This window comes from Arthrobacter sp. 01T419 (assembly GCF_056398865.1).
The window spans coordinates 43980-70439 of the sequence record NZ_JBFTQF010000019.1; the positions used below are offsets into that span (position 1 = coordinate 43980).

Sequence of the window (26460 nt, forward strand, 5' to 3'; positions counted from 1 at the left end):
GCCTCAGGAGCACATTCTCAGGTAGCTCGTGGCGCCCGGTCGTTCATGGAAGGTCACGATGTGGCCGCGGTCGTCATGGAAGACCGCCTTTTCGTCCTGCACGGTGATGGTGCCCGACTGGTAGGGATTGTCCCATCCTGCAGGGGGATTGCCGTTGCCGTCGTCCAGCAGCTGGTCGGCGACGAAGAATGTGTCCTGCACCCTCGCCTCATAGATGCCACAGTGTGTTAAGAGGGCGAAGGGGGCAGTGATGGCAGCGGTTGTCGTCGGACGTGCCGAAACGTTGCCTTGCGGAGCTACCGGCGCCGCACAACCACCCAGCATCGCGGCGACTGTTGCCGTGGAGGCGATGCCTCGAGCGTATCGGATTGCCATGGGCCAAGCCTTTCAGAGATAGCTGCAGATACGGCCGGCGTCGCACGCATCCGGGTCCGCGGCGGCCGCGACGGCGTGGTACTCCGCGACGGTGACGCGCAGCGCGACCAGTTCGGCGATCTGCTCGTCGAGACCCGCCAGCTGATCGGAAAGCAGGTCCCGTACGTGAGTGCAGGGGGCGCGGCCCGCGTCGCGCAAGAACAGGATTTCGCGGATCTGCGCCAGCGACAGCCCTGCAGCGCGCCCGCGGCGAATGAAATCGAGCCTGTTGATGGTTTCGCTCGTGTAATCGCGGTATCCGTTCGCGGTGCGCTTCGCCGCCGGCAGCAGACCGTGCTCTTCATAGAATCTCAGGGCCTTGCTCGTCATGCCCGCCGCCCGGGCGGCTTCGCCGATTCGCACCATGCACCTCAACTTCCTACCCCCATTGACCCTCCACTGTAGGGGAAAGGCGTTCATGGAGTGAAGTACGTGCTAGCGGAGGTAATCAGCGAATTCCATTTCGAAATACTGCTTCGCCCCGGCGCCGATCACGGAGATTCTCCGCTCGCCGTCCTTGAAAAGGAACACGGACGGAACAGAGCTAATTCCGAAGGCACCCGCGGTTTCGGGATTTTCATCGACGTTCACTTTGACAACTTCGATTTTGTTGGCATATTCCACCGCGAGTTGTTCAAGCACCGGGGACAGCCTGGTGCAAGGTCCAGCCCAATCCGCCCAGAATTCGACGACGACCGGTTTGGCTGACTTCAGCACGTCGGCGTCGAAGGATGCGTCCGTAACGTCTTTTCTTAGCATGATTCCCCCTCTTCCTGAATGGCCTTTCACCCCTGCGCGCACCCACTTTTGCACCTTCCCCTAGGGGAAAGGTCAAGGGGGAAGACAGCAAACACAGTCCGACCGACCGCTTGATGAAGGGCTACGGTCATCGGACTGGAGACTTGCGGGAAAAGCCATCAAGCTAGATAGGGGGCTATTGGGGAGCGAAACGCACACCGCCGCACAGGAAGGCTCCGCAATTCCTAGAGCACAACAGCCACTCAGTCCGTGGATCCGCAGGTACTTCAAGGCGAGCCACACAGCCCGGGCAGATGCCAAAGGCCCCAAGCCGGTCGAGCCAGCCGCCTGGCGGGAGGGAGTCCCCCTTCTTGGCGAAGACCAGGTTTATGTGATGAAGAACGGGAGGGAGTACCACCCGGCGTGGTGCCATATTGTGGCCGACAAATGGGGTTACGCACCTAGAGGACTACTTGTGACCCTTTTGGCTGACGTCGGAACGCGCACCAGGTGCCAAGCATGCGACCGGTGCTTGAAGACAGCAACGGAATCGTTTGCGCAGGAAGACGAATTACACCCGGCACCCACCCCGCAGCCCGACGCCGTAATCCCGCTTCGAGTCGTTGGGGTCGCCCACGGAATCCTCTTCTTGGCGGCAGGGCCGAAATATCGGGATCTCCTCAAGCAGACAGCAGTCGAGCCCGCGACCCCGCTGCTCGTTGACGGCCGGCGGCACGGCGTGCTGGTACGGATAGACGCATCCCGCGACGAACCGCTCCTGGTTCTCCAGATGGACCCCCGCGCCACATTCCGGAACGGCGCTTATCAGGTGCGCCTGCGTCTACCAATGCAGCGTTCGGCGACCAAACCCTATGCCGTGGACTCCGTTGAACCGGCCCCGCGGGCCAGGCACGCCGCCCCGCACTGACTATCCAATCGCTACGACTGTTCCTCCCTCCCGTATCGTGCAACGCTAGTCGGATGGATCTTGAGGTGTCGCCCGCGCTCACGATTCCCGACTCGGAACTCGCCTGGCGGTTCTCGCGTTCCTCCGGCCCAGGCGGTCAACATGTCAACACCTCGGACAGCCGCGTCGAACTCTCGTGGGATGTCGCCGACTCCACGGCGCTTTCTGACAGCCAACGGTCGATGTTGGTCACCCGTCTTGGACGGCGTCTCATCGCCGGGGTGATCACGGTGACTGCCTCCGAGCGGCGTTCCCAACTGCGCAATCGCGAGATCGCCCTCGCCAAGCTCTCGAAGCTCGTGGCGGAGGGTCTTGCTCCCGGAGCTGCCGCGCGCCGGGCGACCAAACCCACCCGGTCCTCGAACCGTCGACGCCTCGCCGCGAAGGAACAGCGGGCGGCGACGAAACGGCAACGAAAGCGGCCGTCCGTCGAGTAGCGCGTCCCGTCGACAACGCCGACCACACGGAGAAGTGTCTGCCAGCTCGCTGGGCCTCAGACGCTAAGCGCGGCTGAGGCCCAGCACCCCGGCGTTACCGGCCGCCTTCGATCTTCCGGCTGCGCTGTTCGTGGGCCATTGGACCGTATGGATAGACGCCCACGCGCGGTTGGCTGGCCTCGGTGAGCCGCAGGGTTTCCTCGGAGCTGAGTTCCAGGTCTGCCGCGGCAAGGTTGTCCGCCAGTTGCTCGGTGATGCGGGCACCGAGGATCACGGACGTCACGGCAGGCCGGTCCGCCAACCATGCCAGCGCCACCTGGGAGGCGCTGACGCCATGATCCGCTGCGATCTTTTCCACTGTTCCGATGACCTCCCAGGTGCGGGGGTCATCGTTGCGGGCCTGCCACGCCTCCATGCCGCGCTTCGGGTTTTCACCCAGGCGGGTGGAACCGACGGGCGGCTCGTCGCGCTTGTACTTACCGGAGAGCCAGCCGCCACCCAAGGGCGACCACGGCAGCAGCCCGATGCCCGCATCCAGCGAAGCCGGAACAATCTCCGATTCGATCTCACGGACCAACAGGCTGTATTGCGGCTGCAGGGTCACCGGTGCGCTCCAGCCAAAGGCCTTAGCCACGTGGACGGCCTTGGTCAATTGCCACCCCAGGAAGTTGGAAAAACCGTAGTAGGCGATCTTGCCGCTGCTGACGGAGTCGTGCAGGAAACGAAGCGTCTCCTCCAAAGGCGTAATCGGGTCCCACGCGTGCATTTGGTACAGGTCGATTTGCTCCACGCCCAATCGGCGCAGCGAATCGTCCAACGCCCGCGTGAGGTGGCGTCGGGAGGTGCCGACGTCGTTCGGCGCCGTCCCCATGGGGAAGCGACCCTTCGTGGCCAGCACCACGCGGTCCCGCGCATCGGGCCGTTCGGCCAGCCACCGACCGATGATCTCCTCCGATACCCCGGCGCTGTAAACATCGGCGGTGTCAATGAAGTTGCCACCGGCTGCAACGTAGCTGTCCAGGATGGCGCGGGACGTTTCTTCGGTGGCCTCAGCCCCGAACGTCATGGTTCCCAGCGCGTAGTTCGAAACCACGGCGCCGCTGTTGCCCAAAGTACGGTACTGCATGATGATCCTCAATCCTCAATCGGGGTAGTGCGGTTCGGATGGTAGGCGCGCCAAGTATGTTCGGGCTCGAACCCGAGTAGCCGCGTGGCCTTATCGATGGAGAGCATGGTCTCGTGCCCGCCCAGTTCCTTGATCACCTTCACGTCGGGGAACACCTCCGCGGCCAGGCTGGCGCTGGACCGGCTCATGACCGTGTCCGCGTTGGCGATGATGAACGCCTCGAATCCCGGTTTGCCGTTCTCAAGGGCCCGCGCCACGGCCTGGGCACCGTCGCGGCCGTCGATGTACCCCCACAGGTTCCATTTACGCAGCATCGGGTCCGCGTCGAAGGACGGAAACCGTTCATAATCTTCCACATCCATGACATTGGAGAACCGCAGCCCCACAATGCTCAGCTCGGGGTCCCAGCGCGTCAACTCGATGGCCATCTGTTCCTCCAGATGCTTCACCAGCGAATACGTTCTTTCCGGCCGGGCCGGGTATTCCTCGTCCACCGGAATATAGGGAGGGTCGACGTCGAACGGCAGGCCCAGCACCGTCTCACTTGAGGCGTAGACAACCTTCTTGACGCCGGCCCGGCGGGCCGCCTGAAACACGTTGTACGTAGCGAGCATGTTGTTCTCAAACGTCGCGGAATCCGGGACGATGCCGGGTGCCGGAATGGCACCCAGATGCACCACGGCATCGAAGCCACTGTGCCTGTCATCCAGCCCCAAAAACACGTCCAACACTTGACCGTAGTCACGCAAATCCACGATCGCCAGGCCGGGGTTCCTCTCCCCCGCACGGTCCAGGTTCAATACCTGGTGCCCGTCCTCCCTGAGCCGGCGCACCACGTGCCGGCCAAGCTTTCCGCTTCCACCCGTCACTGCAATTCTCATCGGTACTCCTCAATAGCTCGGCGATTCCCACCGGGCGCCTCGGTCAAGCCCACCCCTCGGTCAAACCTCTTTTGGCAAGCCCGATCCGTGCCGGCGGTGTCGATTCGACCCTAGGACAGAGACCGGCTCTGGCGCGTGGCCCTCCTGGTCCTAGGACAGTCAGACACCCGTTCCCAGATGAAGCCAGACGGACTGTAAGTCCAGCCCTCGATCGAACCAGGTGAAGCCTGGACGTCTCTGGGCAGCCAATTGCACGTGGGAATCATGCGGGGGTTCTGTCCGTTCTCTCACATGATGGCCTGCCTCATCGGCGGGGACCAGAAACGATAGGAAGTTTGGGGACTGACCATGACGTTGAACGAAACAATTGCCCGCTTACGCGCCGGACATCTCATGGTCCGCGACGCCCAGGAGTGGGACGAGCTCTCCACGAATCTGGGGCGCGCTTACGACAGCAAAGACGAGGAACTCGTTGAAGAACTGCGGCCATCTTTCCTCCAGTCGTGGAGGACAGTCACACGATACGTCCTCCGCGACACACTCGACGCAGCAGGCATCGCAGTCACCGACCCCCGTCACCCTTGGGGAATCGCAACGCTCACCGCGAACGGAACCAGTTGCGAACCACTCCTCTGCCACGCCGGCGAAGCAGACAGGGAAAGGGCGGAGGCGGCCATCTACGGCGGCCTCCAGCTGCTCACTTTCGCGGCCATACTGACCAACTATGCCGATTGCTTGACTCGCCTGTTCGAAGAGCGGGACTGAGCCAGCGATTTCCAACGACGACGGCGGTGCACGATTGCCGCCGTCGTCTTTGTTGGCCTGCAGCCGTCGGGCGACGCGGGCGCTGAAGTGTTGCTCGCCCACCGATGTCGGATTGGGCAGCAGATTGGCAGAGAAGGTCACCAAGAATTAATTTGTCAGTGGCTCGCCGCTTGGACGGTTTTCACTGTTTCGCCTCGACGCCGCACCAAGCTGTCTCCATTACTGATGACAAGGAAATCTTTAGTACCGGATTCTCGCGCCGCGGGTTCTTCACGGCTGCCGGAGCCGCCAGTGCCGCCGCCGTTTTGGCGGGCGCAATCCCGGCATCAGCTGCTGGCAACAAGACGACCCTGCCCTCCGCCGTCGGCGACCCGCTGACCACCCCGGTGGTGAACGGCCTGCATTTGCAGTTCGGTAGCGATGCATCCAGCGAAGTCGTGGTGTCGTGGCACACCTTGCAGCCCGTCAAGCATGCGCGGGCGATGCTCGGCGAAATCGACGGAAGCTATGGACGGAGCCAGGACGCGGTGGAAACCAGCTACGTCGACGCCAAATCCGGCCAGAGGGTGTACGCGTACCACGCCAAACTCAGCGAGCTCGTTCCATCCCATGACTACGTCTACGCAGCCATCCACGACGGCGCGCAGCCGGAGTTTGGCTCTTTCCGTACGGGGCCGCGCGGGCGCGGAAAATTCACCTTCACCAGCTTCGGTGACCAAGGCACCCCCACGCTCGGAAAGAAGTCTGGCTCCACTTCCGGTAGCCAGCAGTGGGTCAACGACAACCTCGGTTCCCCTGCTGCCGGTGACATGCCGGCCGGTGTCGAACGCGTGCAGCCGCTTTTCCACCTGTTCAATGGCGATCTTTGCTACGCCAATATCTCGGAGAACCGGGTGCGGACCTGGACTGACTTCTGGGACAACAACTCACGCAGCGCCCGTCACCGCCCATGGATGCCAGCGGCGGGAAACCACGAGAACGAACTGGGCAACGGTCCGATCGGATATGCCGCCTACCAGACGTACTTCTCCGTTCCGCCCCAGCCGGGGCAGACCGACCTCACCCGCGGTCTCTGGTACTCCTTCACCGCGGGTTCAGTCCGGGTCATCAGCCTCGCCAACGACGACGTCTGCTACCAAGACGGCGGCAACAGCTACGTCAGGGGCTACTCGAAGGGCGCCCAGAAAGCCTGGCTCGAAAATGAACTCAGCGCGGCAAGGTCGGATAGGAACATCGACTGGGTGGTCGTCTGCATGCACCAGGTTGTCATCAGCACGGCAGGATCCTTCAACGGTGCCGACCTGGGCGTCCGGCAGGAATGGGTGCCGCTGTTCGACAAGTACGGCGTGGACCTGGTTGTTTGCGGGCACGAGCACCACTACGAGCGCTCCCACCCGATCCGCGGTCAACAAGCCAACGCAACCCTGACCCCGATTCCGGCAGACACCCGCACCGACGTCATCGATACCACCAAAGGGACGGTGCACATGGTCTTGGGCGGGGGCGGAACGTCCGTGCCGTCGAATCAGTTGTTCTACAATCCTCCTTCATGCCGCGTCATCACGAGCGTTGGCGCACCCGACCCCACAACAAATAAGCGGCCACCGGTCTACGTCCAGGAAGACGCTCCGTGGTCGGCTCAACGCGATGCCGCGAACTCCTATGGTTTCGCGGCCTTCAGCGTCGACCCCGGCACCGAGCCCGGAGGACCAACGAAGATGGAGGTCACGTACTACAACGTCACCGGTCCCCAGGGACAGCTCGCATCCTTCGAATCCTTCACGCTCCAGCGGCCACGCTCCGATTCAGGCCAACAAGGCGGCAAAGGGAGCAAGGACCGAGGCTAAGCAGCCCCGCGGCGGGCCGTGATCAATGGTCAGTCAGTGGACATCCGCGCAGCGCGGACAGAGTCCTCGGCACCCAGGACCTCGTGCTTCGACGCATGGCTGGCATCGCTTGGCCCATGGACGGACTGGAGGTCTTCGCGCACCCCGACCTCGTCGCCAACGCCAGGTTCCCTCACTATCAGAGGGCACTCCCCCGTTCCAGAGCGTCGCGAAGCTCCGCCTCGGTTGGCGGATTAGCGCCGGCACGCCCCACGGTGATCGCGGCCGCCATGGCTGCGGTCTTCCCCAGGCGTTCCAGTGCCGCCGGGGTGAAGCTCCCGGTTCCGCTGCTGAGGAGTCCAAAGATCAAGGCTGCCATGTACGAATCACCAGCCCCGATCGTGTCAGCTACCTCGGATTTCACCGCGGGGATGGCCAGCTGCGTCGTGGGCGTGGTGAGCAGCGAACCCTGGGAACCTTTGGTGATGACCGCCAAGTCCGTGCCGAGACCCAGGATGTGTGAGGCTGTGTCGTCCAGGCTCATTCGTGGGTAGAGCCACTTCGCGTCTTCATCGCTGAGTTTGACGACGTCGGTCAGCTGAGCCAGGTCTTCGAAAATCGCCTTTGCCTCGGTGTGGCTGCCGAGCAGAGACGGCCTGATGTTGGGATCGTAGGTGACCATACATCCGCGGTGGGACTGCTGCAGGAGCTTCTTGACGGCGTCGGCACCGGGTGTAAGAAAGGTGGCGATCGAACCGGTGTGGAGCACCTTGGGGAGGTAGGCGGGAGCGACCGGATCCAGGTCCCAGTCGACATCGAACTCGTAGGTCGCGGAGCCATCCGGTGCCACATTGGCCGTTGCGACGGCGGTTCTGTCCAGGGAGTGTGAGCCCGGCAACAGCGTTACACCGGCGCCGCTCAGGTGCGCTTCGATGGCAGCACCGCGTTCGTCGTCGCCGAGCGCGGTCAACAGCCCGGTGGGGACTCCCAGCCGGCCCAGCCCGTAGGCCACGTTTGCCGGCGACCCTCCGGGGTGCTCGCGAATGCCCTCGGGCGAGATGACGACGTCGATGAGGGCCTCACCGACAACAATGACGTCGAGGAACTTCCGGTCCGGGAATATGGCGTCTGGGTTTTGCATCTACAAGTCTCTCTTCGCGTTCTGCGGTCATGCCAATTGAGTGATCTTGAGGCTGTTGATCGTCGCCGTGCCGCCTGATGCGTAGACGGAAAAGTCGGTGCTGGTGCAGGTCGGGAAGATCAGCTCGGACAGGGTGACCCGGCCTCCCTGGGCGAAAACCTCGACGGAGCAACGGTCCACGTAGATGGTGACATCATAAGAATTGCCGCTTGGCTGGACGGGGGCCGAGTCGATCGAAGCGAACGATTCGTGGAAGTCTGTTTGACCGGATTCCCGGCGGTCGACAACGATGCGGCCTTCAGCGGGCCGGATCCCGATACGGGTCCCCCGAGTTCCGTTTCCGCGGACGATGACCCCGAACTCTTCGGCTGTTCCAGGCGCGAGGTTTGCCTCGATCCGCTGGACGCTCCCGGCGGCACCGTCCATGATGTGTTCGCCTTCGGCTATTTCACAGGCACCGACCGTGAACGTGGGCTCTCCGGAACCGAGGGACGTCAGCTCCCGCGCAACGTGCTGCACGAGTCGAGGCGCTCCGTCCACGCCCTGCAGGGACACTTCGCGGACGAGGGACATGGGGCTGCGCCACGGTGCGGTGGGAATCTCGTTGGCGTACTCCCAGTTGTTCATCCACGCAATCATGAGCCGGCGCCCGTCGGGAACGTCGCTGAATGAGACCGCCGCGTAGTAGTCGCGCCCCCAATCGAGCCACTGGTACTCCCCTAGTCTGGCCGGGTCCTGCGCGCCTTCGGTGACCGTCGAAGAGGAGGTGAACGTCACGCCGTCGAAATCTCCCACGAAGTACTGCCCGGCGGAACCGCTGTTGGGTCCGCCGGGATTGAGGTTTACTGTCAGGACCCATTTCACGTTGTCCGGATCACCATCAACCAGCAGTGGAAAGAGATCGGGGCATTCCCATACGCCGCCGGTAGCATTCGCCGGGCCGAAGCTGCTCAGAAACTCCCAGTTTTTGAGGTCGGGGGAACTGTAGAAGACGACTTTGAAGTCCAGTGCTTCAACAGCAACCATCACCCAGTAGCTTGTGGTCCCCGATTCGTAGCGAAAGACCTTCGGGTCGCGGAATTCGGCGGATCCGCGGTTCAACACCGGGTTGCCAGCGTATTTGGTCCAGGTGTAGCCGCCGTCCTGGCTGTATGCGAGGGATTGGGCCTGTACGCCATTGTGCTCCGACGCCGGTTTGAAGGCGCTGGTGTAGATGGCCACGAGAGCGGGCCTTGACTCAGCGCCGAATCCGCTGGTGTTGTACCGGTCGAACACGATGCTGCCGGAATAGATGTCTTCCTGCTCGTCGCAAGGAATCGCTACCGGTTGCTCCGTCCATGTCACAAGGTCCGCCGATGTGGCGTGGCCCCAAGACATGTTTCCCCACACGTTGTCCTCGGGGTTGTTCTGGTAGTAGAGGTGGTACAGGCCCTCATGGAAAATTAGGCCGTTGGGGTCGTTCAGCCAGGTGCTGCGGGCGGCGTAGTGCAGCGCAGGCCGGAAAGCATCGGGGGTCGTGGCGGTCACGGCGGTCATGGGGTTTGAATCTCGCTTCTGTATTGTGTTCGGGATGCCGACTTCTGTTCGGGATGCCGACTTGTCTTCGGGGTGCCGACGGCGGGAGGCTGGCTGGCCTGAGTGCCGAGAATTTCAAGGCGCATGGAGGTGACCGGACGCAACTGCCAGTCTCAGGGGCCGGTTGAGACCCTTGAGACTGGCAGGAGCAGCGCTCCTCGCCTTGAGGATTTCTTGCTTAGCCTTTGACGCCGCTTGAGGCGATGCTGTTTACGAAAGAGCGCTGGAACGCGATGAACAAGGCGACTACCGGCAGGGTGATCATTGACGAGTAGGCCATGACCTGGCCCCAGGAGACGTTGAGCTGGAAGAAGTACTGGACGCCGATCATGACAGGGCGCAGTTCTTCGCTTTGGACGACCATGAGGGGCCACAGGTAGGAGTTCCACGCCGGGAGGAAAGTCAAGATGGAGACCGTGGCGATTGCCGGCCCGGAGAGCGGCATGACAATTTTGCGGTAGATCTTGAACCAGCTGGCCCCGTCCACGCGGGCTGCCTCGTCTAGTTCCTTGGGAATCGAGTCGAAGTACTGGTGGAAGAGGTAGATGGAGAACGCGTTGGCCACGAACGGGATGATCTGCACCTGGTACGTGTCCAGCCATCCGGTGGTCAATGACAGGTTGAAGCCGTCGAGCTCGAGGGAGGGCAGCTGGTTGACCCACCAGACCAGGGGAAGCGCCAGTGTTTCGAACGGCACTATGAGTGTGGCGATGATGAGGGTCAGGATGATTCCTTTGCCTCGGACCCTCATGCGCGACAGGGCGAATGCCGCGAGGCTGTTGATCAAGACCCCCAGAATGACGGTCACGGCGGAGATGCCGATGGAGTTGATCAGGAACCTGGCGGCGGGCACCCGGTCAAACACTGCCCCGTAGTTGTCAAACGAGAGATTGCCCACCGGCAGGAAGGCGGCAATCGAGGACAGATCCCCGAAGATCTGCTGGTCCGGCTTCAGCGAAGATACGAACATGAACAGCAAAGGGAAGGCAAAGACGATGCCTAGGAGGATCCGGCCGATCCAGCCGCCGATGCCGCGCAGCCGCCGGGGTTTCGGTGAGGTTGAACGGGCCCCGGCCCGCCGGCCGGTGCGCTCTAGAGTGGTGGCCATGTTAGGACTTCTCTCGGGTGAGGTAGCGCTGTACTCCGGAGATGATGAGGACGAGCGCGAAGAAAACTAGGGAAATCGCGGAGGCGTAGGAGGTTTCCTGCTGTTTGAATCCGGCACGGACAGCCTGGTAGACGATCGTCGTCGTCGAATCCAGCGGCCCGCCTTGAGTCATCACGTTGATTTGTGTGAACAGGCTGAGCGCCTGGATCGTGATGGTGATCAGGATCAGGCTCCGGGTGGAGGACAGGCCTGGCCAGGTGATGTACCGGAACCGCTGCCACCGGCCAACGCCGTCGATGTCGGCTGCTTCGTAGAGCTCGGCTGAAATGGTCTGGAGCCCTGAAAGCCAGATGATCATGTGGAACCCTGCGCCCTGCCACACCGACATCAGGATGATGGCCGGCATTGCCGTGGCGGTGTTGTTCAACCAGTCCGGGCCATGAACTGCTCCGAAGGTCAGCTTGGTGATGATTTCGTTGAGCAGGCCGTCCTGACGGTAGATGAACAGCCACAAGAGCGATACGACCACCATGGAGGTGACTACGGGTAGGAAATACACGGTGCGGAAGAAGTTGACTCCGCGGACCTTTGCATTGACCAGCAGTGCCATGATCAGCGCAACACCGGCCTGCAGCGGCACCACGATGACTGCGAAGTACGCCACGTTCAGGAGGGACCGGTAGAACCCTTCATCTGCGAAGAGGCGGACGAAGTTATCCAATCCGGCGAATGTCGGCGGGTTCGGTGAAATCAGACGTGCATTGGTGAAGGCCAGGCCAAAGGCGAGCATTGCTGGTACGAAGACGAAAAGTAGCAACAGGAGCAGCGCCGGGCCGAGCATGGCCCATCCGGCGCGTTGTTCGCGCCGATGGTATTTTCTGAGCTGGCGTGGCTTCTGGGCCGAGGGCTTTGAAGGGACGGCAGGGGTGGTTGCCGGCAAGGCTGCCGGAGCTGAAGAGGAGTTCATCGTGAGTGGTCCTGAGTGGTCCGGTCCGGGGTGCCGCGCTGCTAGCTAGCAACGCGGCACCCCGGAGGCTGGCTAGCTCTTGTAGCCGTTGTTGGACTTGATATTTGAATCGATGTTCTTGACGGCTTTGTCAAGGACCTGCTTCGGGTCGGCACCGGAAATGATGTCTTGGGCGGCCTTGCCGAACTCGGTAGCAATGAACGGATAGGCAGGCGTTTCGGGTCGTAGCACCGCAGACTTCTTGGAGAAGTCAAGGAAGACTCGGTTCTTGCCCGTCGGCTCGTAACCTGGTACCAGGGCCGCGGCGGCATCGGTAGCGGGAATCGTGCCGGTGGCCTTGGCAACCTTGGCGATGTTCTCCGGCTTGAGGGAGAAGGAGAGGTAGTCCATCGCTGCGTCCGGGTTCTTGCAGCCTGTGGTCACACCCCACTGCCAGGATCCGCCGCCRATCTTCGGTCCGTTGCCCAGGTCGACTGAGGGCATGACGACCAGGTCGTCGCCCAGCGCCGTACGGGCCTTATCGGCGGCCCAGCTGCCTGTGTAGACGATAGCGCTCTTGTTGTTCAGGAAATCTGCCGTGGAATCCTTGCCGCTCTTCTGCGCGGCGTAGCCCTTGGCGATGAGGCCATGGAACCAGTTTGCCCACTCGACTGCCTTGTCACCGTTAAGCGCGCCGTCTGCGCTCTGGAAGTCCTTACGGTTGATCAGGTCCCCGCCGAAGGACTGCAGGAAAGGTGAGTAGGCATAGGGGAGCCATTCACCTGTGCCTGCCGTCCCGAGGTCCAGCGGGTTGTCCCATTTGCCCAGCCTCTTCAGCGCAGCCAGGGCGGATTCAAATTCGTCTTTGGTCCAAGGCTTGTCCACGGTAGCCACACGGATGCCGGCAGCTTTCAAGTCCGATGCGCGGGCCAGCATGGCCAAAGCGACGTCGTAGTATCCGAACGAGTACGTCTGGCCGTTCCATTTACCCAAGGTGCTGGGCAAATTCTGGGACAGATCTGCCGAGAGTTTCAGTGGGGTAAGGTATTTCGACCATGCCCAGTTGGGGACGTTCGGTCCGTCAATGTCGACGATGCAGGGCAGTTTGTTCGCGGAGGCAGCAGCGACGACAGAGTCGTTGTAGGAGTCCTGCGGGAAAGCCTGAACCTTGACCTTCACCTTGCTCTGGCTCTGGTTGTAGGCGTCTACAACCGACTGGATGGATGCCAGTTCGTCCGGGTTTCCGGCGTTGTGGGTCCAGAGAGTGAGTTCGCCATTGGCCCCGTCCTTTGAGTTTCCACCGCCTGTGCCGCAGGCTGCCATGCTGCCAACAAGGGCGGCCGCGGTTAGACTTGCGGTCAGGAACCGCTTGAAATGAGTGTTCATTACCCGTGAATCTTTCTGTTGGATTCGTGCGTTGATGGTTTGGTTCCGCCCAGGGAGCGTGGCCGTTGCAGCGGCCATGCTCCCCTTTTCGTGCGGAGGGAGGTTACTTGCGTGTGCCGCTGCTTCAGATCTGCAGTGGCGGTGCGACTGACCCGCGCTGGACCAGCGGGCAGTCGAACATCATCTGGACAGGTTCGACGTCGTCCGGCTTTTCGATCTCGTTCAGGAGCTGTTTCACGGCCCAGCGCCCCATGTCATAGTGAGGCAGTGCCATGGTTGTTAGGCCAGGCCACAGGGCTGCAGCGATCAATTCGAGATTGTCAATTCCAATGACTGATAGATCCCGAGGGATCTCCAGGCCCAGGGAACCTGCGGCTTGGTATGCGCCCATGGCCATCTGGTCATTGAAGCAAAACAAGGCCGTGGGCCTCGAAGGCCCGGACAGCACGTCCATTGCGGCCGCCCTGCCCCCGTTGGTCTCGGGCACTCCAGCGACAACCAGTGCCGGATCAAATTCGATCCCGCTCTCTTTCAAAGCCTCTTGGTAGCCCAGGAGGCGGCCGTGGGTGGCAGGAATGTCATCGAGATTGTTGATGAACCCGATGTGCCGGTGCCCGGCGGCAACCAGGGAACGTACGGCGAGCCGCGCGGCTTCCACTTCATCCGGAATCACCGAGGACACCTTCTCGTCCGCTGAAACGGCGTCGAGGAGGACGGTCGGCACGCCGGCCAGTTCAACCGGGAGCCCGATCCGCTGGTGGTACATCCTCGCGTAGACGATGCCATCAACCTGATGTTGGAGCAGCGTGCTGACCTGGCGCTTTTCCAGCTCGCCGTCGCCACCGGCGTCAAGCATCATGAGCAGGCACCCCCGCTCATAGGCGGCATCCTGGGCCCCCAGAATCATGTCGCCTGCAAAAGGAGTCGTCGCAATCTCGTCACTGACCAACCCGATCAAGTAGGAGCGGTTGTTCCGCAGCCCGCTCGCCAGCCGGTTCGGCGCGTACCCAAGGTCTTCGGCGACCGCGCGAACGTGTTCCTTTGTCGCGGCGCTGATGCGAGAGCCTCGCCGGTCATTGAGAGCGTGCGACACAGTCGTTACTGAAACCTGTGCGGCTTTCGCTACGTCGCGGATGCCCACTCTTCCCACGGCCCTGCCCCTTTGCAAAACGTTTTTTCACTTTGTTGTGCAAGTCACATTAGCTAAAACGGTTTTTCATGTCAACTACCCGACGAGGTCCAACATCGTTTGGTCAGTCCGAGCGATTCCAGTAGACGGGCGGATTAAGAGGTCGAGGTGCTCTTGAATCCTTCGGCAACAATGCCGCGCTCGGGTCGACCGTTTTGGAATTCTTGTCCGCACGTCGGGTTGGTGGTGGTGGATCCGTGGGTGAACACGATACCCTCGACTCCCTCGGAAGGAGGCGGGAGTCGCGAGCCTGGTCGCGCACGAGCGCACGGGCTAACCCTGGCTTGACGCCTCTGCCACGGCATGGCGGCCGATGCTGCCTATGGCGCCGACGATCAGGACAGTGGAGGGACGGTTGTTCATTTTTTCTCCTTGACTGCGGCCGCTGCACTGGCGTTACCCGGAAAGCCCCTGACTCCCGGCCCCTAAGGAATCACGGTGCGTTGAAGCATGAAACCTGAACCTGCGCCGCAGGTCCAAGAAGCCCGCTGAACCAGCAACGCTTCCACGTCAAGGGGGTACTGACGTGCCCTCCCACAACCCCGAACACTTGAATACCGTGAAAGGCATGGACATGGAACTTACTCTCAATAACGGCGTCACAATGCCCGCCCTTGGCCTGGGCGTCTTCCAAAGTGCCCCGGAGCAGACGACGGCGGCCGTCGAGGCCGCGCTGACGACCGGCTATCGGCACATCGACACCGCCGCTGCCTACGGCAACGAGCGGGAAGTCGGCGAAGGCATCCGCAGCTCGGGCCTGGACCGTTCCGAGGTATTCATCGAGACCAAGGTCTGGGTCAGCGACTACGGCTACGACCAGACCCTGCACGCCTGGGACAAGGCGACGGGCAAGCTCGGCGTCGACTACCTTGACCTGCTCATCCTGCACCAGCCCGCACCCGACCGCTTCGAGAAAACCATTGCCGCATACAAGGCGCTGGAAACCCTGCTCGCCGACGGGCGCGTGCGGGCGATCGGCGTCAGCAACTTCATGCCCCACCACCTCGAGCGGCTGCTGGCCTCGACCAACATCGTGCCGGCCGTGAACCAGATCGAACTGCACCCCTACTTCACGCAGCCGGACGTCCAGGCCACCGACGCCGGGCACGGGATCCTCACCCAGGCCTGGTCACCGATCGGAGGGATCACCTTCTACCCCGGGTGGGGCGGCGAGGACCGCCGGAACGTCATGGAAGACCCGACCATCACCGCCATCGCACGGGCCCATGGCAAGAGTCCAGCGCAGGTCATGCTCCGCTGGCACCTGCAGCAGGGCCGCTCGGCCATCCCGAAATCGACGAACCCGGCACGCATCGCCGAGAACTTCGAGGTGTTCGATTTCGAACTCGGTGCCGCTGAACTAGCCGCCATCGACGCGCTCGACACCGGCAATCGCAACGGTCCGGACCCGGACCAAGCCCGGCCGGAGCGCTTTGCCATGGTCATCCCCGAGGCCTAAGACCCCAAGACCCAAGTCAGAGAGAAGGAACAGCATGGAATACAGATCCCTCGGCCGCACCGGCGTGCAGCTCAGCCCCTTATGCCTGGGCACGATGATGTTCGGTCCCTGGGGCAACAGCGACACCGCCGACTCCACCCGCATCATCCACCGCGCCCTCGACGCCGGTATCAACTTCATCGACACCGCCGACGTCTACTCCGGCGGCGTATCCGAGGAAATCGTCGGGCAGGCACTGGACGGGCGGCGTGATGAGGTGTTCCTTGCCACGAAGTTCTTCATGCCCATGAGCGAGGACCCCAACCAGCGCGGCGGCTCCCGCCGCTGGATCATGCGGGCGGTCGAAGACTCCCTTCGCCGGCTCAACACCGACTACATCGACCTCTACCAAGTCCACCGGCCCAGCCCCGACACCGACGTCGAGGAAACCCTCGGCGCCCTCACCGACCTCGTCCGCCAAGGCAAGGTCCGCTACATCGGTTCCTCGTCCTACTCCGGATCCCAGATCGTGGAAGCCCAATGTGCATCCCGGGAACGGAACCTTGAGCGGTTCGTCACCGAACAGCCGCCGTATTCGATCCTCGTCCGCGGCATCGAAGAAGACATCCTCCCCACAGTGCAACGCCACGGCATGGGAACCCTCACCTACAGCCCGCTCAGCGGCGGCTGGCTCTCCGGACGCTGGCGCAAAGACTCCGCCTCCACACCTACCTCATCCGCGCGTCCGAACGCCCGCTTCGACATGACAAGCCCGGCCAACCAGCGCAAACTCGACATGGTCGAAGAACTCGCCCAGCTCGCCGAACCGGCCGGTATGACGCTCATCGAGCTGGCCATTGCGTTCGTGATCAACCACCCAGGCGTCACCGCCGCCATCGTCGGACCGCGCACCATGGAACAGCTCGAGTCCTACCTGCCCGCCGCGGACATCCAACTGGGCACCGACGTGCTGGACCGCATCGACCAGCTCGTCGCACCAGGCGTCACCGTCAACCCGGACGACAACAGCTACGGAGCCCACGAACTCACGGCGCAAGCACGGCGGCGGAAACAGGCCGCCAGGTAGGGTCCGAACGCGATGTTGAGCCTGGACATCAGTAACCCACGGAACATCAATTCATTCAGGAGCCCGTTCGCGGTCGCCGGCGAGAAGGAGTTTGAGCTCGGGTTGGCCGCTCTGACCGCCGGCTTCGCAGTCAAACCCGGCGGGTGACCCCGCCCGCGCGATTGGAGATTTCCTCATGAGGCCGGTTGCGGCGGCGTTGGCCATCTCATCGGAATCCCCGAGGGTTCGGGCTCGTCGCCCCAGATCGGGGCCGTGGACCGGGCCTCCGTGAGATCCTTCTCCAGGCGTCGGTTATCGGCTTCCAGAACTAGGACCATCCGTATACCGGCCAGGTTCAAGCCCAAGTCCAGCAGTTCTCCGATCCGGCGCAATGTCACGAGATCGTTCTCGCTGTACTGGCGGGTCCCACCAAGGGTCCGGCCCGGTTCCAGCAAGCCTTTGCGTTCGTAGAGACGGAGATTCTGTTGCCCCATACCCACCAACTCGGCCGCGACGGAAATCGCGTAGACACCCCGCCCCCGATTCTCAGCCAGCACCATCGGGTACCTCCAAAATCTACGCCAATTTCCGCTTGCTCAGCTTCCTGCCCAGTGCTATAAAAAATATACATCAGCCGATATAGATCGGCTGGGTTTACAAGGAAGTAAGCTGCGATCTGCAAGGAGTGACACACCATGCTGATGCGAACGGATCCGTTCCGCGAATTCGACCGACTGGCCCAGCAGGTACTTGGCACCACGGCACGGCCCGCGGCAATGCCGATGGACGCCTGGCGGGAAGGGGACGACTTCGTGGTCGCCTTCGACCTTCCCGGGGTCACCGTTGACTCGGTGGACATCGACGTCGAACAAAACGTGCTGACCGTCAAAGCCGAACGCCCGGACCTCGTCGGCGAGGATACGGAACTTATCGCCTCCGAACGCCCCCGCGGCGTCTTCAGCCGCCAGCTCATCCTCGGCGACGCGCTGGACACCAACGGCGTCAAGGCAAGCTACGACGGCGGGGTCCTGACCCTGCGGATCCCGGTGGCGGAAAAGGCAAAGCCGCGCCGCATCGAGATCGAAACTGCGGCGAACCAGCGCCAGGAGATCAGTGCCTGAGACCGGCCTGGATCCTGCCGGACCGGGAGCTCCGGAGGGGCTCGTTGTGGAATGAGGGCGATGGATCCACAGACCACGCCACCGCGCGGGTAGCGCACCGAGATGGGGCCCGAAGGATGACTCCCGCACCGATGGTCCCCGGCCGAACGGACCGGGGACCATCCCCGCCCCATCCGACTACCCAGTACCAGCCATGAAGACCAACAGCCCGGACCCATACCAGATCCTGCACATCAGCCCCGCCGCCACGGCGCGTGAGGTGGGCCGCGCCTACCGCACGCTCATGCGCAGCCGGCACCCCGACACCCGGCCGGCCCGCGAACACGGCACCGGACCCGGTCCGACTGCGCCCGAATCGCAGAAGGAGCTGGAGGACGTCATGAATGCCTACGCCATCCTCGGCAACGCGGAAAAGCGGGCAGCCTACGACAGGGACCACCCGCGGCCCGCTCCAACCCCGCCGCAGCCCCGGGAAGCCTTGGCACGGCCGCAAGGCCCGCTGTTTCCCGCCGCCTCGCTGCTGATCGGACCGGTGCACTGGGAACCCACCGGACAGTCCCGCCCCCCGCAGGCGTGGCTGCCGGGCGCGTCTGCCCCGCCCGGCTACACGTTGATCCGGCAGATCCCGCACTGACCGGCTGCCGCCCGAAACCACAAATAACCAAGGAGCCTCCATGAGCGCCTGGCGCCCTTACGATAGCCAGTTGATGCCCGCGTTCTACGAACGATTCGAAAAACGGTGGGGCAAAGGAACAGCACCGTTCCTGGACCCCGAAACCCACGAACAACCCATGCCGCGGGCCCAATGGATCAACACCGACACCGGAGCCGCGGTCGCAGTCGTCCCCATCTGGACCGAGGACCCCCAGCACCGATCCTTCGGCGTGTTCTACCTGCCCCCGGCCGGCGATATCTGGATCCTCCGGCCCGGCTACACCAACTACCTCGAAACCGACCCCAAGAACCCCGAGCAAGCCACCCTCCGCAACGACGCATTCAGGAAAGCCGTCGCGCACGCCAAGGAATTCATCTACGGAACCCAGCCCTAAGACGTGCGCCCTGACCAAGCGGAAGTGCCAACCTCTCGCCGCGTTAGGCGGCGAGACCTACTGTAGAGCTATGGACGCCAGAGCAGCTCGTGCCTTTGCGATTCCGCCGGCATCAGTTCACCGCCCCACCACTGCGGTTGAAGATGTCATCACCCTCGCGGCCGGCGTCTGGCTCCTCACGGGAACCTATGTTGACGGCTGGGCGCACAACAACCTCCGCGACCTGGAGACGTTCTTCACTCCGTGGCACGCGATCCTCTACTCAGGCTTCGCGGCCTGCGCCCTCTGGATCGCCGCCCTGACCTGGCGCCGGCACGCCCCCGGCACACGGTGGACGGAAGCGATCCCCGCCGGCTACGGGGCCGCGGCAGCCGGGGTCCTCCTCTTCCTCGTCTCCGGGGCGGCCGACTTCGCCTGGCATTCGGTGTTCGGCATTGAGCAAGGCCTCAAGGCGCTATTCAGCCCGTCCCATCTGGGGCTCGCAACCGGCGGCTTCCTCATCCTCAGCGCGCCGTTCTCCGCAGCATGGCACTCACCCGAGCGGTCATGGCAACGGCTGGTGCCCGCCGTCGTGAGCGCCATGCTCTCTGGCATGGTTGCGGCGTTCATCCTGCAGGAGTTCGCGGTCTTCGCGCGCCATGGGCTCATCCAGACCTACAGCGGCGCCGCCGGGGCGCAGCCCGCGGTGACAATTCCGACGTCGTCGAGCATCATGGTCTCTTTGGCATCGTTCTTCGTCTCAACGGCCGCGCTCTTCATGCCAATCCTCTTGCTGTCGCTGCGTTGGCGCCTGCACGCCGCGGTGCCCGCGGCCATGGCGCTGCTCCCCTCCGTAGCCCTGCAGACCATGGTCGCGCTGCGGGACGCCTGGCTCGTGCCGGTGGCGCTCGTCGGTGCCGTCCTCGTTGGTGTGGTGTGGGCCATGGTGCGACCGACTCCGGACCGTCACGCAAGGCTCATGACCGCGATAGGCCTCTCCCCGGTCGTGTTCTGGGCCCCGTACTTTGCTGGCGTGGCACTCCACGACGGGGCGCTCAGCTTCTCCCCTGAAATTTGGGGCGGGACGCTCGCATGGACCTGGCTCGAAATGCTCGCGCTGGCCGCGCTCACGCTCAAGCTGCGAGCCACAGAACGCACCATTACAGTTCCACTAGCCCGCTGACTTGTGGACAGCGGCGATCATCTCACAGAGCTGGTGTCCCTCTCATTGACGGAGTTCGAAAGCTTCGAGCAATCGTTTCACCGAGCCGCCGAGATTCCAGTCGGTCGCCAGACGTTCCAGTTCAACGCGTGAGTCGCCGACGACGGGATGCAACAGCGCTCCGGCCTCGTCGAGAGTGGGCAGTGCGAGGTCGCGCACGACTTTCACAACAACGGGCGCAACCGCCAGGTAATCGGCGGCGGCGGTGAGTTTCGACCTCACGGGCGCGGACAGCCCGCTGCCTGGATCGATCGCGGCCGCGAGCAACGCGTCGAGGGTCCCGTACGTCGCCAGCAACGACGCCGCGGTCTTTTCGCCGATTCCAGCGACGCCCGGCAGCCCGTCGGAGGAGTCGCCGCGAAGCGTCGCGTAGTCGGCGTACTGTTCAGGCAACACGCGATACTTGCCGACGACGACCGCATCGGTCACGATCTCGAGGTTCCGCATGCCTTTCGCCGTGTAGATGACCCGGACATGGCGGGCGTCGTCGACCACCTGGAACAGATCGCGGTCGCCCGTCACGACGTCGACAGGAAGCTCCGCGTGGCTCGCGTAGGCGCCGATGACGTCGTCCGCTTCATGCGCGGCAGCCCCGACGACGGCGATGCCCGCGAGGGCGAGCACCCGACGGATCATGGGAACCTGCACCTGCAGGCCGTCCGGCACCACTTCGACGTCGGGAGCCCCCTCTACCGCCTCCGCGACCCGATGCGACTTGTACGTCGGGATGAGATCCACCCGCCACTGCGGACGCCAGTCCTCGTCCCAGCACGCCACCAGATGCGTCGCCCCATAGTCGGTAGTGAGCCGCGCGATCATGTCCAGCAAGCCGCGAACCGCGTTCACCGGAGTGCCATCGGCCCGGCGGATCGAATCGGGCACGCCGAAGAAGGCGCGAAAGTAGAGCGAGGCCGTATCGAGGAGCATCAGGCGCATATCCGATCCTTACATCCACACACCCAGACCTGTCCATTGTCATCATCCAGGATCCAGCAAGTACACGGTTGCACAGCCAGCGAGGGCCCTGCCCTACCGGGCGTTTGTTCCACCCCTATGGACGCCGCGAGAAGAGCGAGACATCATGAAATCAGGCGTGAGGATCCCATTTCCCGAGGCGTAAATGGAGGCGGTCCCGCGCGTTGGAGGCGTAAGGCATGTCCGGAAAATCTGAGCCAGCGGAGCACTCGGCACCGAGTGGGCCTGGCCAGGCGGACGATCGTTTCCTCGCGGACTATTACGGGCATGTGGATCCTGAGGAGCTCCTCGCCTACGCCGGTGAAACTTTGGAGCGTCGGGCACGGCACCATCTTGTGCTCGCCTCGGCGCTGCCTCCGGGGACGTCACGGGTGGATGTCCTCAACGAACCACATGCCAGCGTGGTGTTCGTGGTGGCCGAAGGCGCACTGCAGGTGGTTCACGCCGTGACCGCGGAGCTTGCCCGCGAAGGAGCGACGGTCCGGCTGCTCGTCCATCCCTCGTTCCAGGTCCTTCGGGATCCCGCAACCCATGAGCTGCTCGAGCTCCGCCAGGCACCGCAGCGCGCGGGACTTGGCCCCGAGTTGCCCGATTCCGGCGCCAGGGAGACCTGGGTTGCGGTTGAAATTGGCCGGCTGCCGAGAGCCTCGAACGGCGCGGACGTGATCGCGAATATCCAGGGGGTTCTTGCCGATGTCCGTGCAGTCACCGAGGACTCCCCTGCGTTGCAGGAACAGATGGCCGCTGCACGCGACTCTTTGACTGCCTTCCCGCCCGGTTGCGTGCCGTCACCCGAACAACTCAGGGAGCTTCTGGAGTGGCTCAACCAGGGAAACTTCATCTTCTTGGGATACTCCGAATATGGGTTGACAGCAGGGAAGGATGAGCGGGCCCTTCGCCTCCGTCCAGGCACTGCCCTTGGCCTTCTGCGCAGGCAAGATTCCCCGCTCAACTCAGACGAGTATGCGATGAGGGGACCACAGGTACTCGCGCTCCACACGTCCGGTCTTCGGTCCTCGGTTCCAGAACCCTGCTACCTGGTCGAAATCCGCCTCCCGATGTTCAGTACTACCGGGGTCGTCGGCGGGGAGCGGAGGTTTGTGGGCGTTTTCGCCAGTGGAACGGCGGATCAGTCGGTAGGCCGCATTCCGGTGATCCGAGACAAGGCTTCGAGCGTGCGTGACCGGCTCGGCTTCGCTCCTGGGTCAAGCGACGAGAAGAAACTGCTGGCCGCGCTTGAGTCTTTCCCTCTCGCGGAATTGTTCGACATCGAGGAAGACGAATTGACCCGGCTGGCGGCCGACATCCTGCGGGTCCACGAAAGCCATGAGACAAAGCTGCTCGTGCGCGTCGACAACTACGCCCCTTTCATGACCGCCCTGATGTTACTTCCTCGCCGCCGCTACAACACCGCCGTGCGGCTCAGGATTGAACAGGAGCTCAAAGATGCCTCGAAGGGCTCATCGCTTGAGTCCGAGATCCGACTCACCGAATCCCACATGGCGCGCATCTTCTTCCGCGTCCTTCTGCCCACCGGCGCAAAACCAGAGTCCATCGACCCCACTGCGCTGGAGCAGACACTCATCAACGCCACGCGGACATGGGCCGAAGGACTCGACGAAGCCCTGCGCGAACGCATGCCCACCGAACAAGCCACAAGGCTGTCCGTGCTCTGGAGCGATGCCTTCCCTGCCAGCTACCGCGCAGACTTCTCGATCGCAGACGCCATTGAAGACATCGAGAAGTTTGAACAATACGATCTGGACGGCACCGGCGGCCGACCCCTGGACGACCCCGTACTGGCTGTCCGTGCCCGTACCGATGCCATGCACGCCGAGGACACCCGGATTCGCCTCTACCTCACCCGTGCCCGAAGCCTGACGCAGATCCTGCCGTTCCTGCACAACCTCGGCCTCCAGGTACTCAACCAGCGCCCCTTCGAGCTCATGCGCGGCAAGACTCTGCCGTTGTTTCTCTATGATCTGGGCGTCACGTACCCGTCGGGCGTGGATCCTACTCAAACCAGCTCCCTGCTCGCGGATGCGTTCGGAGCGGCCATGCGCGGGGACACCGAATCAGACCGCTTCGAGGCCTTGGTCCTGCAGGAAGGTACGGAGTGGCGGCAGGTCGCGATCCTCCGCGGCTACGCCAAATACCTCCAACAGCTGGGAACCACCAACTCGTACGACTTCATCGCGGACTCGCTCCTGGCCAACGCGACGGCGACCGACGCGCTGCTGAGCCTCTTCCGAGCCCGCTTCCATCCAGGGCTGGGCATCACACAGCGGCTCCGGGACATGAGGGCCGCCCGCACAGCGGTGGCCGAGGCGATCGACGCCGTCGCGTCCCTGGACGCTGACCGCCTGCTGCGGACCTTCCTGAACCTCATCGAAGCAACAACACGGACAAACTTCTACCGCAACCGGCCGTACTTGAGCTTCAAGCTCCAGCCCGCCCGCCTTCCCGGGGCCCCGTACCCACGTCCGAAGTTCGAAATCTGGGTCTACTCGCCCCGGGTCGAAGGCGTGCACCTTCGCTTCGGGCCGGTGGCCCGCGGGGGCCTGAGATGGTCGGACCGGCGCGAAGATTTCCGCACCGAAGTCCTCGGGCTCGCCAAGGTCCAGATCGTCAAGAACTCGGTAATCGTTCCGACCGGCGCAAAAGGCGGCTTCTACGCGAAGCACCTGCCTGATCCCATAGCGGACCGCGCAGCGTGGCTCGCGGAAGGCATACTGAGCTACAAGGACTTCCTCCGCGGGCTCCTCGATGTCACGGACAACCTGGCCCCGCCCGACGTCGCCGTCTCCCCTGCCGCCCGCGGCGCAGGCGGCCAGGTGGGGCGCGTCGTCCCGCCGCCGAACGTGGTACGGCACGACGACGACGACTACTACCTCGTGGTGGCTGCCGACAAAGGCACCGCGGCGTTCTCCGACATCGCCAACGAGGTGGCCAAGGAGTACGGCTTCTGGCTCGGCGACGCGTTCGCGTCAGGCGGCTCCGTGGGCTACGACCACAAGCAGATGGGCATCACCGCCCGGGGCGCCTGGGAGTCGGCGAAACAGCACCTCAGCGAACTCGGGATCGACTCCAAGCGCGAAGACTTCACCGTCGTCGGGATCGGCGACATGAGCGGGGACGTGTTCGGCAACGGCATGCTCCTCTCGGACCATATCCGGCTCGTGGCCGCCTTCGACCACCGGCACATCTTCCTGGACCCCGCCCCCGACGCGGCGTCCTCCCTCGAGGAACGACGCCGCCTCTTCAATCTGCCCCGCTCCTCCTGGTCCGACTACAACCCCGGTCTGATCAGCACCGGTGGCGGAGTGCAGCCGCGCGCCGCCAAATCAATCACCATCAGCCCGCAGGTGCGTTCGGCCCTGGGGCTGACGCCGACGACGGCGATGACCCCGCCCGAGCTGATCCAGGCGATCCTGCGGGCACCGGTGGACCTCATGTACAACGGCGGGATCGGAACCTATGTCAAGGCCTCCGCCGAAACCAACACGGAGGTGGGCGACAAAGCCAACGATCCGATCCGGATCAACGGCAACGAACTCCGGGCAAGGACCGTGGTCGAAGGCGGCAACCTCGGGATGACCCAACGGGGACGGGTGGAGGCTGCCCTGAACGGAGTCCTGCTGAACACCGACGCCACCGACAACTCCGCCGGCGTGGACTGCTCCGACCACGAGGTCAACATCAAGATCTTCATCGACCGCATGATCGCGGCAGGCACAATGGCCGCCGGCGAACGCGCCGGCTTCCTGTACTCGCTCAGCGACGACGTCGCACGCCTGGTGCTGCAGAACAGCCGCGACCAGAACGTCCTGCTCGTGAACGACCGCGCCCTGGTACAGAACTGGAGCCCGGGTTTCGACCTCAACTGGAGCCCGGGCTTCGAACGCACCATGGACTGGCTGGAAAGAGCCACCGACCTGGACCGGGTTCGCGAGGCATTACCCACCACGGAGCAACTCCGTGCCCGGCTTCAGGCCGTCAAGGGGCTCACTTCCCCCGAACTATGCATACTGGCCGCCTACGCCAAGATCGCACTCGCCAAGGAACTGAACGAAAGCGACGTCGCCGACGACCCATGGTTCGACCGGGTCCTTCGCAGCTACTTCCCTCCACAGATCGTGGACCGCTTCGGAACCGAACTCCAAACGCACCCCTTGCGCCGGCAGATCATCTGCACCGTGCTCGCCAACGACATCATCGACCTCGGAGGAATCACCTTCGCCTTCCGGGCCATCGAGGAAACCACCGGGAGCGCGGCCGCTCTCGCTAGGGCCTTCGTGGCAGTGCGGGAGGCCTTTGATCTTCACTGGATCGCGGACTGGATGGGCGGACCACCGCCCGACGTGCAGGCCGAGCACGCGGCAGAACTGGCCTTGTATGTTCGCAGGATGTTGGACCGGGGAACGCGGTGGTACATGACCCATGACCACCGGGACCAGCCAGTGGAACAGGCACTCGGCAGGATCATGCCGGTCATGAACCTCCGGCGGAACCGAACCGCGGTCTATTTGCGCGGCGACGACATCGACCTCGGGCAGGACCTGCTGGCCCACTGGGAGGCGATAGGTATCCCGCCGGACATTGCGGGACGCGCGTTTGAGGTCGTCCTGAGCTTCACTTTGTTGGATATCTCACTCATTGCGGAGCAGATCGATGAGCCCATGGAGCGAATTGCCGACCTCTATTCCACCGCATTCCAGCGCATCGGGGCGCTGAAGTTGCTTCTGAGGATCACCGACCTTCCAGTGCAGAACCGATGGGAGACCCTCGCCAGGGCTGCCCTGCGGGACGATGTCTATTCCGCCGTGGCCGACATGACCATCTCGGTTCTCAAGACAACACGTAGCAGCGGTCCCATGCGAGCCGACTCCACGGAACGGATCGTGGAGTGGGAACGCGGGCACCAAGAACAGCTCGCGCGGATCAAGGACACCTTCGCCGAAGTCACCCAGCCCGGTCCGGTGGACATCCATTCAATCTCCGTCGCACTCAAGCTGCTGAGGAACCTTGTGCGCAACTGAACTCGCGGTGCTCGGCACACGCAGCGCCGAACGGGTACGGCGTTCTGACTCAGGTCGGGGGCGGCCGTGGTC

The 26460-nt window shown here is 63.3% G+C and carries 25 protein-coding genes; 11 read left to right on the plus strand and 14 right to left on the minus strand.

The window, feature by feature from the left end:
* Positions 1–3: 3 nt before the first annotated feature.
* From AC1DLO_RS20475 to trxA, 3 genes are all read right to left on the minus strand, one after another.
* Positions 4–375, minus strand: a complete 372-nt coding sequence (locus AC1DLO_RS20475) for a hypothetical protein (protein WP_476891467.1) — start codon at positions 373–375, stop codon at positions 4–6.
* A gap of 12 nt (positions 376–387) precedes the next feature.
* Complete coding sequence (locus tag AC1DLO_RS20480) at positions 388–777, minus strand: heavy metal-responsive transcriptional regulator (protein WP_476891506.1); 390 nt, start codon at positions 775–777, stop codon at positions 388–390.
* 72 nt (positions 778–849) lie between these two features.
* Complete coding sequence (gene trxA / locus AC1DLO_RS20485) at positions 850–1173, minus strand: thioredoxin (RefSeq protein ID WP_476891468.1); 324 nt, start codon at positions 1171–1173, stop codon at positions 850–852.
* A 511-nt stretch (positions 1174–1684) separates the two neighbouring features.
* On the opposite strand from trxA, the gene AC1DLO_RS20490 reads away from it, so the two are divergent.
* A complete protein-coding gene (locus AC1DLO_RS20490; RefSeq protein ID WP_476891469.1) occupies positions 1685–2080 on the plus strand; it encodes a hypothetical protein in 396 nt (131 codons plus the stop codon).
* A gap of 53 nt (positions 2081–2133) precedes the next feature.
* Positions 2134–2556 (plus strand): alternative ribosome rescue aminoacyl-tRNA hydrolase ArfB, encoded by a 423-nt coding sequence (gene arfB / locus AC1DLO_RS20495; protein ID WP_476891470.1) that lies wholly within the window; start codon positions 2134–2136, stop codon positions 2554–2556.
* Between the two features lie 94 nt (positions 2557–2650).
* Here arfB and AC1DLO_RS20500 read toward each other — a convergent pair whose 3' ends face one another.
* Both AC1DLO_RS20500 and AC1DLO_RS20505 read right to left on the minus strand, forming a co-directional pair.
* Positions 2651–3682, minus strand: a complete 1032-nt coding sequence (locus tag AC1DLO_RS20500) for an aldo/keto reductase (protein ID WP_476891471.1) — start codon at positions 3680–3682, stop codon at positions 2651–2653.
* Positions 3683–3690: 8 nt separating this feature from the next.
* The gene (locus AC1DLO_RS20505; protein WP_476891472.1) at positions 3691–4563 is read right to left on the minus strand and encodes an NAD-dependent epimerase/dehydratase family protein; all 873 of its coding nucleotides are present in this window, start codon (positions 4561–4563) and stop codon (positions 3691–3693) included.
* Between the two features lie 348 nt (positions 4564–4911).
* On the opposite strand from AC1DLO_RS20505, the gene AC1DLO_RS20510 reads away from it, so the two are divergent.
* Together AC1DLO_RS20510 and AC1DLO_RS20515 are read left to right on the plus strand one after the other, a co-directional pair.
* Complete coding sequence (locus tag AC1DLO_RS20510) at positions 4912–5328, plus strand: hypothetical protein (protein WP_476891473.1); 417 nt, start codon at positions 4912–4914, stop codon at positions 5326–5328.
* 158 nt (positions 5329–5486) lie between these two features.
* Complete coding sequence (locus AC1DLO_RS20515; protein ID WP_476891474.1) at positions 5487–7175, plus strand: metallophosphoesterase; 1689 nt, start codon at positions 5487–5489, stop codon at positions 7173–7175.
* Between the two features lie 29 nt (positions 7176–7204).
* On the opposite strand, the gene AC1DLO_RS20520 is transcribed toward AC1DLO_RS20515, so the two are convergent.
* From AC1DLO_RS20520 to AC1DLO_RS20550, 7 genes are all read right to left on the minus strand, one after another.
* The gene (locus tag AC1DLO_RS20520; protein WP_476891475.1) at positions 7205–7351 is read right to left on the minus strand and encodes a hypothetical protein; all 147 of its coding nucleotides are present in this window, start codon (positions 7349–7351) and stop codon (positions 7205–7207) included.
* Positions 7352–7353: 2 nt separating this feature from the next.
* Positions 7354–8295, minus strand: coding sequence for a carbohydrate kinase family protein (locus tag AC1DLO_RS20525; RefSeq protein ID WP_476891476.1), 942 nt, complete (start codon positions 8293–8295; stop codon positions 7354–7356).
* Positions 8296–8322: 27 nt separating this feature from the next.
* Positions 8323–9831: a glycoside hydrolase family 32 protein gene (locus AC1DLO_RS20530; RefSeq protein ID WP_476891477.1), complete on the minus strand. Its 1509-nt coding sequence runs from the start codon at positions 9829–9831 to the stop codon at positions 8323–8325.
* A 217-nt stretch (positions 9832–10048) separates the two neighbouring features.
* Positions 10049–10978 carry a carbohydrate ABC transporter permease gene (locus tag AC1DLO_RS20535; protein ID WP_476891478.1) on the minus strand — a complete coding sequence of 310 codons (930 nt, stop codon included), beginning with the start codon at positions 10976–10978 and terminating at the stop codon, positions 10049–10051.
* 1 nt (position 10979) lies between these two features.
* Positions 10980–11945, minus strand: a complete 966-nt coding sequence (locus AC1DLO_RS20540; RefSeq protein WP_184734728.1) for a carbohydrate ABC transporter permease — start codon at positions 11943–11945, stop codon at positions 10980–10982.
* Between the two features lie 72 nt (positions 11946–12017).
* Positions 12018–13310 (minus strand): sugar ABC transporter substrate-binding protein, encoded by a 1293-nt coding sequence (locus tag AC1DLO_RS20545; RefSeq protein WP_476891479.1) that lies wholly within the window; start codon positions 13308–13310, stop codon positions 12018–12020.
* A 124-nt stretch (positions 13311–13434) separates the two neighbouring features.
* Positions 13435–14460 (minus strand): LacI family DNA-binding transcriptional regulator, encoded by a 1026-nt coding sequence (locus tag AC1DLO_RS20550; RefSeq protein ID WP_184734724.1) that lies wholly within the window; start codon positions 14458–14460, stop codon positions 13435–13437.
* Positions 14461–15073: 613 nt separating this feature from the next.
* Here AC1DLO_RS20550 and AC1DLO_RS20555 point away from each other — a divergent pair.
* Both AC1DLO_RS20555 and AC1DLO_RS20560 read left to right on the plus strand, forming a co-directional pair.
* On the plus strand, positions 15074–15958 hold the full coding sequence (locus AC1DLO_RS20555) for an aldo/keto reductase (protein ID WP_476891480.1): 885 nt from the start codon (positions 15074–15076) through the stop codon (positions 15956–15958).
* Between the two features lie 34 nt (positions 15959–15992).
* On the plus strand, positions 15993–17024 hold the full coding sequence (locus tag AC1DLO_RS20560; protein WP_476891481.1) for an aldo/keto reductase: 1032 nt from the start codon (positions 15993–15995) through the stop codon (positions 17022–17024).
* Between the two features lie 173 nt (positions 17025–17197).
* On the opposite strand, the gene AC1DLO_RS20565 is transcribed toward AC1DLO_RS20560, so the two are convergent.
* Complete coding sequence (locus AC1DLO_RS20565) at positions 17198–17563, minus strand: MerR family transcriptional regulator (RefSeq protein ID WP_476891482.1); 366 nt, start codon at positions 17561–17563, stop codon at positions 17198–17200.
* 135 nt (positions 17564–17698) lie between these two features.
* Here AC1DLO_RS20565 and AC1DLO_RS20570 point away from each other — a divergent pair, with 135 nt between their 5' ends.
* The 4 genes from AC1DLO_RS20570 to AC1DLO_RS20585 all read left to right on the plus strand — a co-directional run bounded on the left by AC1DLO_RS20570 (position 17699) and on the right by AC1DLO_RS20585 (position 20335).
* Complete coding sequence (locus AC1DLO_RS20570; RefSeq protein ID WP_476891483.1) at positions 17699–18124, plus strand: Hsp20/alpha crystallin family protein; 426 nt, start codon at positions 17699–17701, stop codon at positions 18122–18124.
* A 193-nt stretch (positions 18125–18317) separates the two neighbouring features.
* Positions 18318–18758, plus strand: coding sequence for a J domain-containing protein (locus tag AC1DLO_RS20575; RefSeq protein ID WP_476891484.1), 441 nt, complete (start codon positions 18318–18320; stop codon positions 18756–18758).
* Positions 18759–18798: 40 nt separating this feature from the next.
* The gene (locus AC1DLO_RS20580; RefSeq protein WP_476891485.1) at positions 18799–19173 is read left to right on the plus strand and encodes a hypothetical protein; all 375 of its coding nucleotides are present in this window, start codon (positions 18799–18801) and stop codon (positions 19171–19173) included.
* A 70-nt stretch (positions 19174–19243) separates the two neighbouring features.
* Positions 19244–20335, plus strand: a complete 1092-nt coding sequence (locus tag AC1DLO_RS20585; protein ID WP_476891486.1) for a hypothetical protein — start codon at positions 19244–19246, stop codon at positions 20333–20335.
* A 42-nt stretch (positions 20336–20377) separates the two neighbouring features.
* Here AC1DLO_RS20585 and AC1DLO_RS20590 read toward each other — a convergent pair whose 3' ends face one another.
* Complete coding sequence (locus tag AC1DLO_RS20590; RefSeq protein ID WP_476891507.1) at positions 20378–21301, minus strand: 5'-3' exonuclease; 924 nt, start codon at positions 21299–21301, stop codon at positions 20378–20380.
* A gap of 227 nt (positions 21302–21528) precedes the next feature.
* Here AC1DLO_RS20590 and AC1DLO_RS20595 point away from each other — a divergent pair, with 227 nt between their 5' ends.
* Positions 21529–26388 (plus strand): NAD-glutamate dehydrogenase, encoded by a 4860-nt coding sequence (locus AC1DLO_RS20595; protein ID WP_476891487.1) that lies wholly within the window; start codon positions 21529–21531, stop codon positions 26386–26388.
* Positions 26389–26460 lie beyond the last annotated feature (72 nt).

Bases quoted from the DNA above. Each gene is read 5' to 3' on its own strand.
- AC1DLO_RS20475 (WP_476891467.1), bottom strand. From the start codon at position 375: ATGGCAATCCGATACGCTCGAGGCATCGCCTCCACGGCAACAGTCGCC.
- trxA (WP_476891468.1), bottom strand. From the start codon at position 1,173: ATGCTAAGAAAAGACGTTACGGACGCATCCTTCGACGCCGACGTGCTG.
- arfB (WP_476891470.1), top strand. From the start codon at position 2,134: ATGGATCTTGAGGTGTCGCCCGCGCTCACGATTCCCGACTCGGAACTC.
- AC1DLO_RS20500 (WP_476891471.1), bottom strand. From the start codon at position 3,682: ATGCAGTACCGTACTTTGGGCAACAGCGGCGCCGTGGTTTCGAACTAC.
- AC1DLO_RS20505 (WP_476891472.1), bottom strand. From the start codon at position 4,563: ATGAGAATTGCAGTGACGGGTGGAAGCGGAAAGCTTGGCCGGCACGTG.
- AC1DLO_RS20510 (WP_476891473.1), top strand. From the start codon at position 4,912: ATGACGTTGAACGAAACAATTGCCCGCTTACGCGCCGGACATCTCATG.
- AC1DLO_RS20525 (WP_476891476.1), bottom strand. From the start codon at position 8,295: ATGCAAAACCCAGACGCCATATTCCCGGACCGGAAGTTCCTCGACGTC.
- AC1DLO_RS20530 (WP_476891477.1), bottom strand. From the start codon at position 9,831: ATGACCGCCGTGACCGCCACGACCCCCGATGCTTTCCGGCCTGCGCTG.
- AC1DLO_RS20535 (WP_476891478.1), bottom strand. From the start codon at position 10,978: ATGGCCACCACTCTAGAGCGCACCGGCCGGCGGGCCGGGGCCCGTTCA.
- AC1DLO_RS20540 (WP_184734728.1), bottom strand. From the start codon at position 11,945: ATGAACTCCTCTTCAGCTCCGGCAGCCTTGCCGGCAACCACCCCTGCC.
- AC1DLO_RS20555 (WP_476891480.1), top strand. From the start codon at position 15,074: ATGGAACTTACTCTCAATAACGGCGTCACAATGCCCGCCCTTGGCCTG.
- AC1DLO_RS20560 (WP_476891481.1), top strand. From the start codon at position 15,993: ATGGAATACAGATCCCTCGGCCGCACCGGCGTGCAGCTCAGCCCCTTA.
- AC1DLO_RS20565 (WP_476891482.1), bottom strand. From the start codon at position 17,563: ATGGTGCTGGCTGAGAATCGGGGGCGGGGTGTCTACGCGATTTCCGTC.
- AC1DLO_RS20570 (WP_476891483.1), top strand. From the start codon at position 17,699: ATGCTGATGCGAACGGATCCGTTCCGCGAATTCGACCGACTGGCCCAG.
- AC1DLO_RS20575 (WP_476891484.1), top strand. From the start codon at position 18,318: ATGAAGACCAACAGCCCGGACCCATACCAGATCCTGCACATCAGCCCC.
- AC1DLO_RS20580 (WP_476891485.1), top strand. From the start codon at position 18,799: ATGAGCGCCTGGCGCCCTTACGATAGCCAGTTGATGCCCGCGTTCTAC.
- AC1DLO_RS20585 (WP_476891486.1), top strand. From the start codon at position 19,244: ATGGACGCCAGAGCAGCTCGTGCCTTTGCGATTCCGCCGGCATCAGTT.
- AC1DLO_RS20590 (WP_476891507.1), bottom strand. From the start codon at position 21,301: ATGCTCCTCGATACGGCCTCGCTCTACTTTCGCGCCTTCTTCGGCGTG.
- AC1DLO_RS20595 (WP_476891487.1), top strand. From the start codon at position 21,529: ATGTCCGGAAAATCTGAGCCAGCGGAGCACTCGGCACCGAGTGGGCCT.